Source organism: Streptococcus sp. HMSC073D05 (assembly GCF_001812015.1).
GTDB classification, from domain to species: Bacteria; Bacillota; Bacilli; order Lactobacillales; family Streptococcaceae; genus Streptococcus; species Streptococcus parasanguinis_D.
Map to the genome: position 1 here is coordinate 249,427 of NZ_KV807499.1, position 14,018 is coordinate 263,444.

A 14,018-nucleotide genomic window follows, 5' to 3' on the forward strand; every position below is an offset into this window, starting at 1 on the left:
CAAGTAGCGAGTTGATTGCACGAACCTCTCCAACTATTTGGGATGTTCTCATTGCTATTGCTGGTGGGATAGCAGGTGTAATTGGTTCAAGGAAAAAAGAAGCAAACAATATCGTGCCTGGCGTAGCCATTGCAACAGCTCTGATGCCACCTATCTGTACTGCAGGCTATGGTTTAGCTAATGGAAATGTGCGATTTTTATTCGGGGCTCTCTATCTTTTCTTGATTAACTGTGTCTTTATCATGCTAACCAATATTGTTGGAACAAGAATTTTAATGAGAAAATCTCCTTTAAGTTCATTTAAAGAGCTAAACATTAAAATGAGAATTGGGCTGATATCCTTGATTGTATTATTGGTTCTTCCAGCCAGCTATTCAGCAGTCACTCTGACGATGGATCAAGCACGAAAAGAAGGGATTAAACAGTTTGTAGGCAAAGAGTTCTCTAATCATACGATCATTAATCAAGTCTACAAGTCAAGTAGCAATGAATTAGTCTTGACAGTTGTTGGAGATCCGATTTCAGAAGAAGAATTAGAAACAATTCGCCAAAAGCAAGCCTCATACGGTATTCAATCTGTTCAATTGAAAGTCAATCAAGTCCATAATTCGACAAAATTAGATAGTGAGATGACCAAGGAATTTTATGAAACCATTAACAAGTATATCGATCAAAAACTCTCTGAAAAAGATTCTCAAAAAGATCTCGTAAAAGAAAATGAAGCAGACAAGGATTGAGGATATTGACCTTATCTAACTCGAGGAAGCAAATCTTGGGAGGATATCCTATATCCAAAAGTTAGTGGATAGAAAGAATTGTTGATGAGGATACTATTTGTGGTGGTTTGACAGATCACTACTAGCTCAGCTTAATCAAAATGTAAAAAAGCAACAACTATTTCAGTTGTTGCTTTTTAGGTGGCTAGGATTTTGTCCTAGGTTTTATCTCTTATTTCTCAACACGAGATTTGTTGGCGATATCTGCAAGAATCAATTCGACAAATGCATCTACTGGCATGGTTTCTGTTTCTTTTTGACCATAACGACGTACGTTTACAGCCTTGTCTTCCATTTCCTTGTCACCAACAATCAATTGGTAAGGAATTTTTTGAGTTTGTGAAGCACGGATCTTGAACTGCATTTTTTCATTGCGTTCATCCACATCGGCACGAACACCACGGTCACGAAGTTTCTTCGCTACTTCCCAAGCGTAGTCCACGTGTTTTTCGTTCGATACTGGGATAAGGGTTACTTGGTGAGGAGCAAGCCAGGTTGGGAAAGCTCCCTTGTAGTTTTCAATCAAGATCGCAGTAAAGCGTTCCATGGTTGAGATAACCCCACGGTGGATCATGACTGGACGGTGTTCTTCCCCATCTGCTCCGATGTAATGAAGATCAAAGCGTTCTGGAAGCAAGAAGTCCAATTGGATAGTTGAAAGAGTTTCTTCTTTACCAAGAGCTGTTTTCACTTGGATATCCAATTTTGGTCCGTAGAAGGCTGCTTCACCTTCAGCTTCATAGTACTCAACACCCATATCATCAACAGCGGCTTTCAACATGCGTTGAGCATTTTCCCACATCTCATCGTTGTCAAAGTATTTGTGTTTGTCTTCAGGATCACGGTAAGACAAGCGGAAACGGTAATCTGTCAAGTTAAAGTCTTCATACACATCGATGATCAATTGAAGGATCTTCTTGAATTCTTCCTCGATTTGTTCTGGAGCCACAAAAGTATGACCATCATTCAGAGACATTTCACGCACACGTTGAAGACCAGTCAAAGCACCAGATTTTTCATAACGGTGCATCATACCGATTTCAGCGATACGGATTGGCAATTCACGGTAAGAGTGCACATGATGTTTGTAGACTTCAATGTGGTGAGGACAGTTCATTGGACGAAGAACAAACTCTTCTCCATCCCCCATATCCATTGGTGGGAACATGTCTTCACGGTAGTGATCCCAGTGACCTGAAGTTTTATACAGTTCTACAGAAGCAATTGGTGGAGTGTAGACGTGTTGGTAGCCTGCTGCTACTTCTTTATCAACGATATAGCGTTCCAACTCACGACGGATGGTCGCACCATTTGGCAACCAGAATGGAAGACCTTGACCAACTTCTTGAGAAATCATGAAGAGGTCAAGCTCTTTCCCAAGTTTACGGTGGTCACGTTCTTTGGCTTCTTCACGCATTTGAAGATAGTCCTTCAAATCTTTCTTATCAAACCAAGCTGTACCGTAGATCCGTTGCATCATGGCATTGTCGCTATTACCACGCCAGTATGCACCTGCCACATTAAGAAGGTGGAAGATTTGGATGCGACCTGTTGATGGCACGTGTGGGCCACGGCAAAGGTCTACGTATTCCCCTTGACGGTAGATGGTCAAGCCACCTGCATCTTCAGAGTGTTCTTCGATCAATTCCAATTTGTATGGATCGTTTTTGAAGATTTCGCGCGCTTCATCCTTAGTCACTTCTTCACGAATTGATGGGAAGTTTTCTTTCACGATTTTCTTCATTTCTTCTTCGATACGAGGAAGATCTTCGTTAGAGATTTGACCAGCTTGATTGTCCGTATCGTAGTAGAAGCCGTCTTCAATAGCTGGACCGACACCCAAGTGGATATCTGGGAAAAGACGACGAGCAGCTTGGGCAAATAAGTGAGCCGCTGAGTGACGCAAGATTGGAAGGGCATCTTCGTGATCAGGTGTCACGATTTCAATGCTTCCATCTTCAGTGATGGCACGAGTAGTGTCAATCAATTTGCCGTTAAATTTACCAGCAAGAGCTTTTTTAGAGAGGGAATTGCTGATGGATTGGGCAATTTCAAAAGTAGTAACGCCAGATTCGAATTCACGAACAGCGCCATCAGGGAAAGTAATCTTAATCATGGTTTTCTCCTTATAAAGTTTTTAGTAGCTAAATGGGTGGGAGGTGTCTTTGAACATTGGAATCGGCACTCCTTTTGATGTCTTCATTAAGAAATCAAAAAAGCGACCTCCTCGAAAGGACGTCGCAACGTGGTTCCACCTTCATTTATGTTCCTCAAAAAAGAGGGACACCTCTGATTGGCTCTAACGTAGCCACCGTTTTATGTTTGCATAAAAGAATCACGAGTAGTCCCAAACCTATCCTCTACGCGATTTCCAGCCCCACGCGCTCTCTATCAGATTTCCTAGATTTGATATGTCTCTGTCAGTTATTATAGCACGATTGAAAAATTTTGCAAGAAAAAGTTTCATTTTCAATCAAAGAAATGCGTGATTTTACGGATTTTCTTCACTTGTTTGACCGAAGCCTTCATCATCTTCACAGATCCATTGACCGGAAGAGCAATCACCTTGGTCGGGATTTTCACGATGGTCTTAGACATCCGCTTGACCCGACTTTGCTCAGGATTCAAATCATTTGAAAAGTCTTTAGAGATGATTTTATCCAGGTAAAATTCGTAGACCCGACGGCCAAAGGTTGCTGCAGAAATATCATCAATCTTTTCTGCCCACTTGGTCTCATCGATTGCAGGCATCTCGTCAATCGCTTCAAGAATCGCTTGTGCCAGATCGCTCTCTTCATAAAAGAGCTTTCCAAACATAGGGTCATCAATCACATGATCGAGATAAGGATTGCCATGAGCGATGATCGGGGTACCACTCGCAATACTCTCTAAATAGGTCAACCCTTGCGTCTCACTCGTTGAAGCTGAAATAAAGAAGTCAGCCGCCTTATAGTAGAGAGCTGTCTCATTTGGTGGGATCATCCCTGTAAAGACAACCGCATCTGAAATCCCCAGTTTCGCCGCTTGTTTTTTCAAATCATCCAAATAAGGACCATCTCCAGCCACGATCAACTTAACTTTTTGATTGACCTTGAGGACACCAGGAAGGGCCGCGATAACAGCCTGAATATTCTTTTCATAGGAGACCCGCGACAGGCTCAATAAAAGCGTTTCATCTTCTGCGACTTCATATTTTTCACGAAGGGCTGCTGTCTCTGTCGGAGTGATTTCCGGTCGGTCAAACTTGGCCAAATCAATCCCTGTCGGAATAATGCGTTTTTCTGCCTTGACCTTGTACTTTTGGAGCAAGTCATAGACGATCTCACTAGGACAGATCACTCCATCCAGATCATTCATATAACTTCTCACAATGTATTTGACCATACTTGGGCGAATGACCATACCTCTCGCAATATAGCGGACATAGTCCTCATACTGGGTATGGTAGGTATGAATAACTGGAATCCGCAACTCGCGTCCAATCCACACTCCCAAAAGGCCCAGTGAAAACTCAGTCTGGGTATGGATAATATCCAGCTGGTATTGCTTGGCAATGGCAAGCGCCTTTGAGAAGCCACGATAAGCAACGCGGCGGTCCTTAAAGGCGAAGAAAGGCACACTTGGAATCCGAATGATCTGCCAATCTTCATAGCGGTTGACATCTTTATCCGTTGTCGTAAAGATAAAGACCGTGTGTCCCAATTTTTCTAATTCTGTTTTGAGCGTCCGAATACTGGTCGCTACTCCCGAAACTTGCGGGAAATAGGTATCTGTAAATAACCCTACACGCATCTTACATCTCCAAAACTGTTTGATAGGCTTCGACCAATTGATAAGCCACTAAGTCAATCGAACGACTTTCAGCGACCTTGTAGCCTGCCTCCCGCTTGTCTACTTGTCCGTTCAAGACCTTGTTCAAGGAATCCACAAATTCGTCTACATTGTGGCACAATTCAGATGACGTCTCGTCGATCCAGCCATTGTATACGGGAATATCCCGCAAGACCGTGTGCTGATGACTGGCCAAGGCTTCCAAAACAACGATTCCTTCTGTTTCTTCATAAGATGGGAAGAAGAAAGCATCTGAACCCGTCATAGCCCCTTGGAAGACTGCTCCCTTGAAGTAGCCAGGGAATTCCACATTACTCGGATGATCCTTTTCCACGATACGACGAATCTTACGCGGAATGATCCATTTGTTGATAGAACCTAGCCAAATAAAGCGAACATCCGGCATGCGACGGGCCACTTCTACGAAATCTTCAATCCCTTTGCGTTTAAAATAAAGCCCTGCACAGATGACAACCTTTTGGCCTTCTTGGATATTAAAATGCTTTCGAAAGACCTCTTCTTTTTTCGGATCCTTCTTGTATTTTTCCAAATCAATTCCATTGGAGACCGCGATAATCGGTGTGGTCACCCCATAAGACTGAATCAGGTGTTTAGAATATTCAGATGGCGTGATCACATAGTCTGCCTTTTGGTACATGTGAGCCAAATACTTTCCAAACAAGGGCGCAAAAAAGTTAGACCCGATAAAGGAATTTTCAAAATCCTCACGGGTTGAATGGCCATGCATGATGACTTTCTTTCCACGACGCTTTGCTGCATGGAGCAAAAGGAAACTCCGTGGGCCATAGGTATTGATATGCACCACATCATAATCTCCTAAAATATCTGTCGTATACGGAATCCCAGCCAAATCAAGCGCATGCATTTGATGCTGCAAGGCTCGACCAATTCCTGATTTTTGTAATACGGATTTTCCTTCTAAATACAGTAAAACTTTCATACCTTCTATTATACCGAAATAAAGAGTGCCCAGCAAGTCTCTACCTGTTTGCAGTATAAAAAAGAGGCTAGAACAGTTCTGTTCGAAATTTAAAATTCTATTTTATTTATATACGATATACAAAATCCAATTGCGATTCTGTTTTTCCTCAATTTTTGAAAAACCAATACTTGTTAGTAACTGACTAAATTCATGACTTGTACGATAATCTGTCATATGATAATGTATTTTTTCTTTTTCAGAAGCAATTATCAAAGTAGAATTGCTGGACAGGACTCTATAAACTTCTTGAAAACTCTTTTTTATATCCTTCCAAAAAATATGGGTCTGAATAGCAAATATTCTATCAAAATAGTTATTTTGATAAGGCATATTCTCCACATTTCCAATCTTAAGTTGGACACTACCTTTTCTTATGGAATCTGAATGAACACGTTGGGCAGTTCTATATGATTCCTTAGAAATATCAATACCATGAATCTCAAGATTTTTATTTAAAGCAAGAAGGTTCTTGATAGTACTCCCGCCACCGTAACCAATTTCTAAAATTCTATAATTATCTGAAATAGTAGTCTGTTTAATCGCCCAAAGACTAAGTTTTTTAAAATAGAATGACCATATTTTTGTGATGACTCTACCAATAAGACCACTAGGTTTTTGAGACTGCTTAATAAGAAATTCAGTTAACATTAAATATCTTCCCTCAATTATTATAAGTTTGAAATATCATTAATTATATTTCAAACTTAATTGTATTGTAAATATCAGATATCGTCAAGAATTAATGAAATAATCTGAGATAAATTTCAAAGTTGTGCTATAATTGATATCAAATGGAGTGTTCAAATGAATCAATATCAAAAAACAACAGAAAAAAAGAAGCAAGCTATTATTCAGTCTGCTCTTTCTTTATTTAAAGAAAAAGGGTTTAAAGAAACAAGTATACAATCAATTGCAAAAGTCGCAGAAGTTTCTCCTGTGTCAATCTACAATTACTTTGATAAGAAAGATAATTTAGTAGCTTTATGTATTAATGAATTGTTTAAAGACATCATACAAGAAGCTGAAAACATTCTACTCAGTAATATAGATTATAAATCAAAATTAAATCAAGCCTTAGCTTTATGTCAGAAAAAAATAAGCCAACAGATTTCTAACTACTTTCAAGAAAAAACGTTAGAGGATCCTACTTTTACGAAACTTATGACAAAAGCGATAGATGAGAAAAAGCGTGAAATATATCGTGCATATATTGAGCTAGGTAAAAATGAAAATATAATTGCTAAAGATTTGTCAACAGAGGTTATTTTAAACGTCATGAGTGCTCTCAATAGCACAGGAAATCATCTATCTCCAAATAAAAACATAGAAGACGAAACAAAACAAATTCATCATATTTTGTTGTATGGTATTTTAACAAACTCTAGAACGATTTAATTGTAACTTACACATCAATATTTGAACCAACACTCATTCAATTTCACTTCATCATTACTTATGATTAATGACACATATAAAAAGAGGCTAGAACAGTTCTGTTCTAGCCTCTTAGACTAGTAGACACGTCTTCCCAAGTCGAGACTCTAGTCTACTAATCCTTATTTTTTGGTCGTTCCACGTTGGTTGATCGTATGAGACAACAGTACTTCGCGTTCTTCCAACTCTTCTTTATGCATGATCTTGGTCAACATGCGCATACTGATCGCACCAAGGTCATACAAAGGTTGGCCAATCGTTGATAGATTTGGACGCGTGTAACGAGTTACTTGTGAATCATCGCTGGTGATAATTTCAAAGTCTTCTGGTACCTTGATTCCCTTATCAGACAAGCCGTTCAAGAGACCTGCAGCCAATTCATCCCCTGTTACAAAGGCAGCTGTTGCTTTTGACGCAATGATGCGTTCTGCCAAGTTATAACCTTCATCGTAACGGTACTTGGATTCAAACACAAGTCCTTCGCTATAGCTCAATTTTTTCGCTTTCAAGGCTTCTTTGTAACCTGTCAAACGAATTTTTCCATTGATATCATCCACCAATGGGCCACTTACAAAAGCAATTTTCTTGTTGTGTTTTGCCAACTGTGTAACAGCATCAACGGTCGCTTGCTTGTAGTCGATATTGACACTTGGTAATTGGTGTTCAACATCCACTGTCCCAGCAAGGACAACTGGCGTCCGAGAGCGTGAAAATTCTGAGCGAATCTTTTCAGTCAAATGATAGCCCATGAAAATGATCCCATCCACTTGTTTTGAAAAGAGGTTGTTCACCACTGAAACTTCTTTGTCATCGTCTTCATCGCTATTTGCAAGAACAATATTGTACTTGTACATTTCAGCAATATCATCGATCCCCTTAGCCAATGTAGAGAAATAGCTGTTCGTGATGTTTGGAATCACAACACCGACTGTTGTTGTTTTCTTACTAGCAAGACCACGCGCAACAGCATTTGGACGGTAATCCAAGCGTTCGATCACTTCTAATACTTTTTTACGTGTATTTTCTTTAACGTTCTTATTTCCATTCACTACACGACTAACGGTTGCCATTGAAACCCCTGCTTCACGGGCGACATCATAAATCGTTACTGTATCGTCTGTATTCATAAGATTTCCTTTCATTATTGAAAATTTCGTTTTCACTCTCTAATTAATCCTATTTTATCATGGATTGTAAACACTTTCAAGTATTTTGGTAAAATTTTGTAAACTCTTGCTTTTTTGGGGAAAATTTGACAAAATAGATCCATAGAAAGAAGGTAGCATTATGTCTAAATTAGATCAAATCGTCGATTTTCTTGAAACTGAAAAAACAGATGTCGCTGTTGTATCCGATCCTGTCACCATCAATTACCTGACTGGATTTTACAGTGATCCCCACGAACGTCAACTCTTCTTGTTCATTTACACAGACCACGAACCACTTCTCTTCGTTCCTGCACTTGAAGTGGAACGGGCGACTGCAGTTGTGGATTTCCAAGTGGTTGGCTATGTGGATTCTGAAAACCCTTGGGAAAAGATTAAAGGGGCTATCGCAAAACCAGATGCTAAAACCGTTGCACTTGAATATGATAACTTGATCCTTACCAAATACAATGGCTTGCGTACTGTCTTTGAAAAGGCTCAATTCACCAACTTGACACCACGGATTAACCGGATGCGCTTGATCAAATCTGCTGATGAGATCCAAAAAATGTTGGTGGCTGGTCAATATGCAGATAAGGCTGTCAATATGGGATTCGACGCCATCTCACTGGATAAAACAGAAACTGATATCGTAGCAGAAATCGACTTTGGTATCAAACGCTTGGGTTATGAAATGAGCTTTGAAACCATGGTCTTGACTGGAAATAATGCAGCTAACCCACACGGAATTCCTGGAAGCAACAAAGTCGAAAACGATGCCCTCTTGCTCTTTGACCTTGGCTGTATGGTGAATGGTTATGCGTCTGATATGACTCGTACTGTTGCAGTTGGAAAACCAGATGATTTCAAAAAAGAAATCTACCACTTGACGTTAGAAGCTCAACAAGCAGCCATTGACATGATCAAACCAGGTGTAACAGCACATGACGTAGACCGTGCTGCACGGAGAGTCATCGAAAAAGCTGGTTATGGTGAGTACTTCAACCACCGCCTCGGACACGGGATCGGTATGGATGTGCATGAATTCCCTTCTATTATGGAAGGAAATGACATGGTGCTTGAAGAAGGCATGTGCTTCTCAGTTGAACCAGGAATCTATATTCCAGGTAAAGTCGGTGTCCGTATTGAAGATTGTGGTTACGTCACAAAAGACGGATTTGGACTCTTCACAGAAACCAGCAAAGACTTACTTTACTTCGACTAATCCTTTTGCAATCAATTACAAAAAAGAATCAGGTCACTAAAGTGTACTGACCCAAAAAAATTAGACAAATAATTTAATTAAAGGATTTAGTTCTGTACTGTACAGGACTAAGTCCTTTTCTACCATTTGTGAAGTATATCAAGGTATTTGATTGAATTCCATAGTTAAACTACGGGAATTGCCTTCTTTTTGAACTAAAGTTTAGTGAAAAAAAGTGTACACTAAACCAACACCTCATTTGGTGATTTTTAGTGCCTTTTTATAAGCTTCACTATCCTTTTTGTATGCAGTGTTTTTATTGCTAGAAGTAAAATAACTGCCTGTATCATATTTTAAATTACCACCTGCTTTTAAATCATAGGTAACGACAATGTCACGACTATTAACAGAAAATGTAAAACTCTTGTTTTTTGTATCAACATTAGTTATAGCACGAGTTTCAATCTCGTAGAATCTTCCACCATTTTCATTAAACTCTAAGATAAGTTTAGCTTTACCATCATAAATATCATAATACTTTCCATTAAGAGTATTTTGTTTGGAACACGATATTAGAAATATAGTAGCAATTCCTATAATTAACAAAGTAATTAGTTTTTCATTTTGCAAGCCTCCTATAATAATATTACACTAGAAAAATGTTACAGTTATTTAATACATATACTAAGAATAGAAATTTAGAAATATACAGGCTGAAGAAAAAGTCCATTTTGGAAAATTTTCTTCAGTCTTTGTCTTTTACTAGAGAAAGTAAAAGTCTCTTAAGAATAGCGCTACATCAGTATTCCTAAGAGTTTTCACTATAAAACTAACAACCTCCAACAGGTCAATTTTTTTACTGCAGATAGGATTTGTATACATTCTGAGAAATTTATTCTATTTTGTTATTCTAATCATTGGTTTTTAAATCCTTTAGAGATACAATACAACTAGATAAAAGCGCTTCGATTATTATAGAGAGAAGAGAAGTAGGTATATGACTCCCCGTCATGTTTAAATGAAAAGGATTAAAAGATGCATTGTTAATTAATACTAGCATTTATTCTTATTCAATAGAAAATTTGAGTGTTTACTTAATATATGTAAAGGGTAATATTTACTTATGTTAAAAAAGCACTAGTTCCACTAGATAAATTATAATACAACAATAAAGATTTAACATTTTTATCCTTTGTGTGGTTTAATTTAGCAAAGAGAAAGGAGAAAGTTATAATATGAAAAATTTGGGATTATTTTTTTCTATTGTTTTTATATTGGGTAGTATACTTTTATCATATTATGGTTTTAAAAATGGGAATATTTTTTAGTACTTTCTGGCATATTAGGGATTATTGTTTTTTTAACCAATATAGTAAAATTAGAAAAGAAGTAAGGTTATGAAAGCTAGGAGAAGTATTTGGGTACTAATAGCTCTGTCTTTAGGAGTTGTATTTTGCTTTATATTTTCCAAACCAGTAAATGCTGATATATATAATGTTGGAAATTATACAGTTACAGAAAATGGGAATGTAATTTCTGCAACTAATCAAGAAACAGGTTTATCAGCTTATTTAAACAGAGATACTGGCTTACTCACAGATATTGATGGTACACTCTCTTATGTTGACATAAACAATGACAATGGTGCTGATTATATTCCAGCATTTTCTAGTACTGATTTCTTAGTTGCTTCAGGACTTCGTCCTGGTGTTTGGAATTATGTCACAACCGTCACATATAATTTAGGATATCTCCAGTCAGTACAATCATTTATCTTAGGTTTGATTGCTTTAATACCGAGTCCAGCAAGCTCTTATACTAGTGGAGCAAGTCTTGCACTTGGGGGTGCTTCTTTAGTGAACAGTAAAGTTACCGTAAAATTAACTCAATATTATGACCCTGCTCAATCAAGAAAAATTAAAGAAGTCGTAGTCACTTATTCAAATGGACGAAAAGTCGGTTCAACTTCTTATGTACGTGATATTTTTTTAAATTTATATTACGCCTTAATATTCATGTACTAAATATTATCTCATTTTAGAGAGTGGGACAGAAATCGGTAATTCGTTAGAATTCGATTTCGTTGTCCCACCTCCGCACAGTTGAGTAAGGCTGTAAAAGCTGATGAAATCAGTGTAGTATATCCCACTCAACCACTGCGTCTTGCTCGACAGTCCAAAAACAATTGAGAGGCCAGGACTTTTGTCCAGCCTCTTTTCAATATAATCAAAAAAGATAGTATAAGACTTTATTGAAACGTGAATCTTATAGCCTTCTTTCAAAAGAGGTCATATAACCTCTTTGAAAGAACTTAGAAATAAAAAATTATCTTATTTAAATAAGATAACCTCTATGAACTGCAAAAAAGTACACCCTATTTGAACCTCGTCCCTAGAATTTTCCATTGTCATCAAATGTTCTTCCTATTTCCTGAAAAATCGATGAATCATCCATAGAACATCTTTAAGTCCTTCTTTATAAATGAATGATGCCTTAGTCAGTTTTTCTTGCATAGAAATCCATCCATATCCTCCTTACTTCTTCTTTAACAAGATGCTTCGGAATTCACAACTTAATTTTTTTATTGAATAGCTTAGTCACTTTCTAATTATTTTCTTTTTGTACAGGAAAAACAGCTATTATACTATAAATAATTGATTGTAAATCAACCGATTTTAGTTTATAATGCAGATGAAAAGTTTAACAAATTTCTATTTTTATAATGGAAATTTTGATTACATTTAGGAGACCTCATCATATGAAAAAATTAACGAAATTAGGTATCGCATCGATTTCCGTATTTGTATTAAATACTTATACTCATACGATTGTGAAAGCTGATGAGAATAGGAGTTCAGAGACTTCTGTAACAGTAGAATTATCAACAACTGAAGCAAATGCACCACAGGGAGAACATTCTATCGTAACGAACAATGATTCTTCGAGCGCTGAGGACAATGTTCCTTCTAGTGTTGGAGATTATACTCTAGCTACAACCACTTCGGAAACTACTAGGAGTACAGCCACTCCTCCAAAAAGTAATATCGTAAACGAAGATGGATATGTCAATGTTGAGGGACATCCCGCAGCTTTAACAGATGATGGTAAGAATGTTGTCTATTCTTATACCGTTGCGTTTAAAGGAATGCATTCTAGCGATCATGGACAAACAGTTCGCGATATCAGACTCCGTATTCCAGACATTCCAGGCGCTAAAGTTGATTTCACACTAATAGGAACACGAGATGCCAATGAAAATCCTGTTCCCGTCAATGTACCAATGAAAGTCATTCTTCCTGATGAAATTGTTTCGGATTCTGACACTGATCCTACTACTACCCTTAATTCAGATTCCTCAATTGTTCCAACAGCAGAAGAATTAAGGGCAGGAAAAAAACCGGCAATTGTTAATATGGATGAGAGTGGATATAACTATTCTGGCGATGGAATTGTTCACTTATATGGAATTAGTTCTAAAACTCTAAAAAGTACTGCTTTTCGTGTAGCTATCACACTTCCATTAGAGGAGGCAAAAAAAATCAAATACTTACCGATTGATGCCCGTTTTGCATGGAAATGTAGCCAAGAAGGTGGGATAGCCAGTTATGAAGAAGGCTGTCAGAGTTTAGAAGAATATAAATCTAATCAGGTTTATTTTGCTGATGAGGATGGTAATCTAAGTTATGGTGGGTTGGGCAATCCTACCCTAGTGGATGAAAGTTACGTACAGGATGGTCATCTCATCAAGTCCGTTGCAAGTCCAAATACCTACATTACACCTAATAATGGGGACTGGACCAAAATTCCAAATGACACCAATATTGATCCCGATACTTTCTTTAACTATGTGAAAATATTTTCCTTAAAGGAAAATAAATCTATTACGTATTATGCATCTGAAACAGAAGATATGGCTGATCAAGACGTATCTGCTTTTTACCAAGGAAACGTTCTGATCGACTATGTGATCAACGGATCCAACCAATCCATCAAACCTACATATACTGATATTGCCATGACTTCTGTCTATGGATTGGATGGTAGACTTAAAAACTACAACACAACAGAAAATAATCTCGAACGCCCAGACTATATTATTTTTAATGGACAAAAATATCTTCTAGTAGGGATTTCATCCTCATCTGCACCAGAGATTGGTCCTATGAAAGAGGGGACGCTCCATGTAGTATATGAATATGTGAAGGAAGCTTATAATCCTGTTACTCCCGTAACACCAACTCCAACACCCGTTTCACCAATAGTCCCTGAACCAGTTCAACCAAGCCAAGAAGAAGTTAAAAAAGAAAATCCGCTCTCTCACGAAGGAACTGTAGATCCTCAACCATCTCAGAATTCTGTTACTAAATCAGTAATGGATTTAAAACAAGTAGGATTGCCAAAAACCGGAGATTCTAGTAGCAATGTATTCTTTAGCTTCTTGGGTGCCTTAACAGGTTTCCTTGGATTCTCCCTCATCAAAAAAAGAAAGAGTGAAAGATAATAGAAAATTCTAAGCCGTTCACCTGTCTGGAAGCTGGCAAATTCTAATAAGAGGTTATTTTAAACCCTCAAAAGTCTTTCCCTCTACTTGTTGATCGCAACAGTCTATTTTCTCTTTAACTTTG

11 protein-coding genes are annotated in these 14,018 nt (G+C 37.8%); 5 read left to right on the forward strand and 6 right to left on the reverse strand.

Features of this window, described 5'->3' with window-relative positions:
- A partial coding sequence (locus HMPREF2832_RS08675) for a DUF389 domain-containing protein (protein ID WP_070506707.1) occupies positions 1 to 737 on the forward strand: 737 nt, incomplete at its 5' end.
- A gap of 211 nt (positions 738 to 948) precedes the next feature.
- On the opposite strand, the gene thrS is transcribed toward HMPREF2832_RS08675, so the two are convergent.
- The 4 genes from thrS to HMPREF2832_RS08695 all read right to left on the reverse strand — a co-directional run bounded on the left by thrS (position 949) and on the right by HMPREF2832_RS08695 (position 6,258).
- The gene (thrS, locus tag HMPREF2832_RS08680) at positions 949 to 2,892 is read right to left on the reverse strand and encodes a threonine--tRNA ligase (RefSeq protein ID WP_070506712.1); all 1,944 of its coding nucleotides are present in this window, start codon (positions 2,890 to 2,892) and stop codon (positions 949 to 951) included.
- A gap of 353 nt (positions 2,893 to 3,245) precedes the next feature.
- Entirely contained in the window at positions 3,246 to 4,568 is a 1,323-nt protein-coding gene (locus HMPREF2832_RS08685; protein ID WP_070506717.1) for a glycosyltransferase family 4 protein, read from the reverse strand.
- 1 nt (position 4,569) lies between these two features.
- Positions 4,570 to 5,568, reverse strand: a complete 999-nt coding sequence (locus tag HMPREF2832_RS08690; RefSeq protein ID WP_003008161.1) for an LTA glycolipid anchor biosynthesis glycosyltransferase, IagA/BgsA family — start codon at positions 5,566 to 5,568, stop codon at positions 4,570 to 4,572.
- Positions 5,569 to 5,670: 102 nt separating this feature from the next.
- A complete protein-coding gene (locus HMPREF2832_RS08695; protein ID WP_049485661.1) occupies positions 5,671 to 6,258 on the reverse strand; it encodes a class I SAM-dependent methyltransferase in 588 nt (195 codons plus the stop codon).
- Between the two features lie 156 nt (positions 6,259 to 6,414).
- On the opposite strand from HMPREF2832_RS08695, the gene HMPREF2832_RS08700 reads away from it, so the two are divergent.
- On the forward strand, positions 6,415 to 7,005 hold the full coding sequence (locus tag HMPREF2832_RS08700) for a TetR/AcrR family transcriptional regulator (RefSeq protein ID WP_024055141.1): 591 nt from the start codon (positions 6,415 to 6,417) through the stop codon (positions 7,003 to 7,005).
- 161 nt (positions 7,006 to 7,166) lie between these two features.
- On the opposite strand, the gene ccpA is transcribed toward HMPREF2832_RS08700, so the two are convergent.
- Complete coding sequence (ccpA, locus tag HMPREF2832_RS08705) at positions 7,167 to 8,171, reverse strand: catabolite control protein A (RefSeq protein ID WP_003005429.1); 1,005 nt, start codon at positions 8,169 to 8,171, stop codon at positions 7,167 to 7,169.
- 160 nt (positions 8,172 to 8,331) lie between these two features.
- On the opposite strand from ccpA, the gene HMPREF2832_RS08710 reads away from it, so the two are divergent.
- Positions 8,332 to 9,414: a M24 family metallopeptidase gene (locus HMPREF2832_RS08710; RefSeq protein ID WP_070506723.1), complete on the forward strand. Its 1,083-nt coding sequence runs from the start codon at positions 8,332 to 8,334 to the stop codon at positions 9,412 to 9,414.
- 234 nt (positions 9,415 to 9,648) lie between these two features.
- Here HMPREF2832_RS08710 and HMPREF2832_RS08715 read toward each other — a convergent pair whose 3' ends face one another.
- Complete coding sequence (locus tag HMPREF2832_RS08715) at positions 9,649 to 10,023, reverse strand: hypothetical protein (protein WP_049496976.1); 375 nt, start codon at positions 10,021 to 10,023, stop codon at positions 9,649 to 9,651.
- Positions 10,024 to 10,790: 767 nt separating this feature from the next.
- Between HMPREF2832_RS08715 and HMPREF2832_RS08720 the strand changes: the two genes are divergently transcribed.
- Together HMPREF2832_RS08720 and HMPREF2832_RS08725 are read left to right on the forward strand one after the other, a co-directional pair.
- Positions 10,791 to 11,417: a hypothetical protein gene (locus HMPREF2832_RS08720; RefSeq protein ID WP_070506726.1), complete on the forward strand. Its 627-nt coding sequence runs from the start codon at positions 10,791 to 10,793 to the stop codon at positions 11,415 to 11,417.
- Positions 11,418 to 12,151: 734 nt separating this feature from the next.
- Positions 12,152 to 13,894, forward strand: a complete 1,743-nt coding sequence (locus HMPREF2832_RS08725; protein ID WP_070506732.1) for an LPXTG cell wall anchor domain-containing protein — start codon at positions 12,152 to 12,154, stop codon at positions 13,892 to 13,894.
- Positions 13,895 to 14,018 lie beyond the last annotated feature (124 nt).

Excerpts from the sequence above, each read along its gene's own strand:
- thrS (WP_070506712.1), bottom strand. The coding sequence starts at position 2,892 with ATGATTAAGATTACTTTCCCTGATGGCGCTGTTCGTGAATTCGAATCT.
- HMPREF2832_RS08685 (WP_070506717.1), bottom strand. The coding sequence starts at position 4,568 with ATGCGTGTAGGGTTATTTACAGATACCTATTTCCCGCAAGTTTCGGGA.
- HMPREF2832_RS08690 (WP_003008161.1), bottom strand. The coding sequence starts at position 5,568 with ATGAAAGTTTTACTGTATTTAGAAGGAAAATCCGTATTACAAAAATCA.
- HMPREF2832_RS08695 (WP_049485661.1), bottom strand. The coding sequence starts at position 6,258 with ATGTTAACTGAATTTCTTATTAAGCAGTCTCAAAAACCTAGTGGTCTT.
- HMPREF2832_RS08700 (WP_024055141.1), top strand. The coding sequence starts at position 6,415 with ATGAATCAATATCAAAAAACAACAGAAAAAAAGAAGCAAGCTATTATT.
- ccpA (WP_003005429.1), bottom strand. The coding sequence starts at position 8,171 with ATGAATACAGACGATACAGTAACGATTTATGATGTCGCCCGTGAAGCA.
- HMPREF2832_RS08710 (WP_070506723.1), top strand. The coding sequence starts at position 8,332 with ATGTCTAAATTAGATCAAATCGTCGATTTTCTTGAAACTGAAAAAACA.
- HMPREF2832_RS08720 (WP_070506726.1), top strand. The coding sequence starts at position 10,791 with ATGAAAGCTAGGAGAAGTATTTGGGTACTAATAGCTCTGTCTTTAGGA.
- HMPREF2832_RS08725 (WP_070506732.1), top strand. The coding sequence starts at position 12,152 with ATGAAAAAATTAACGAAATTAGGTATCGCATCGATTTCCGTATTTGTA.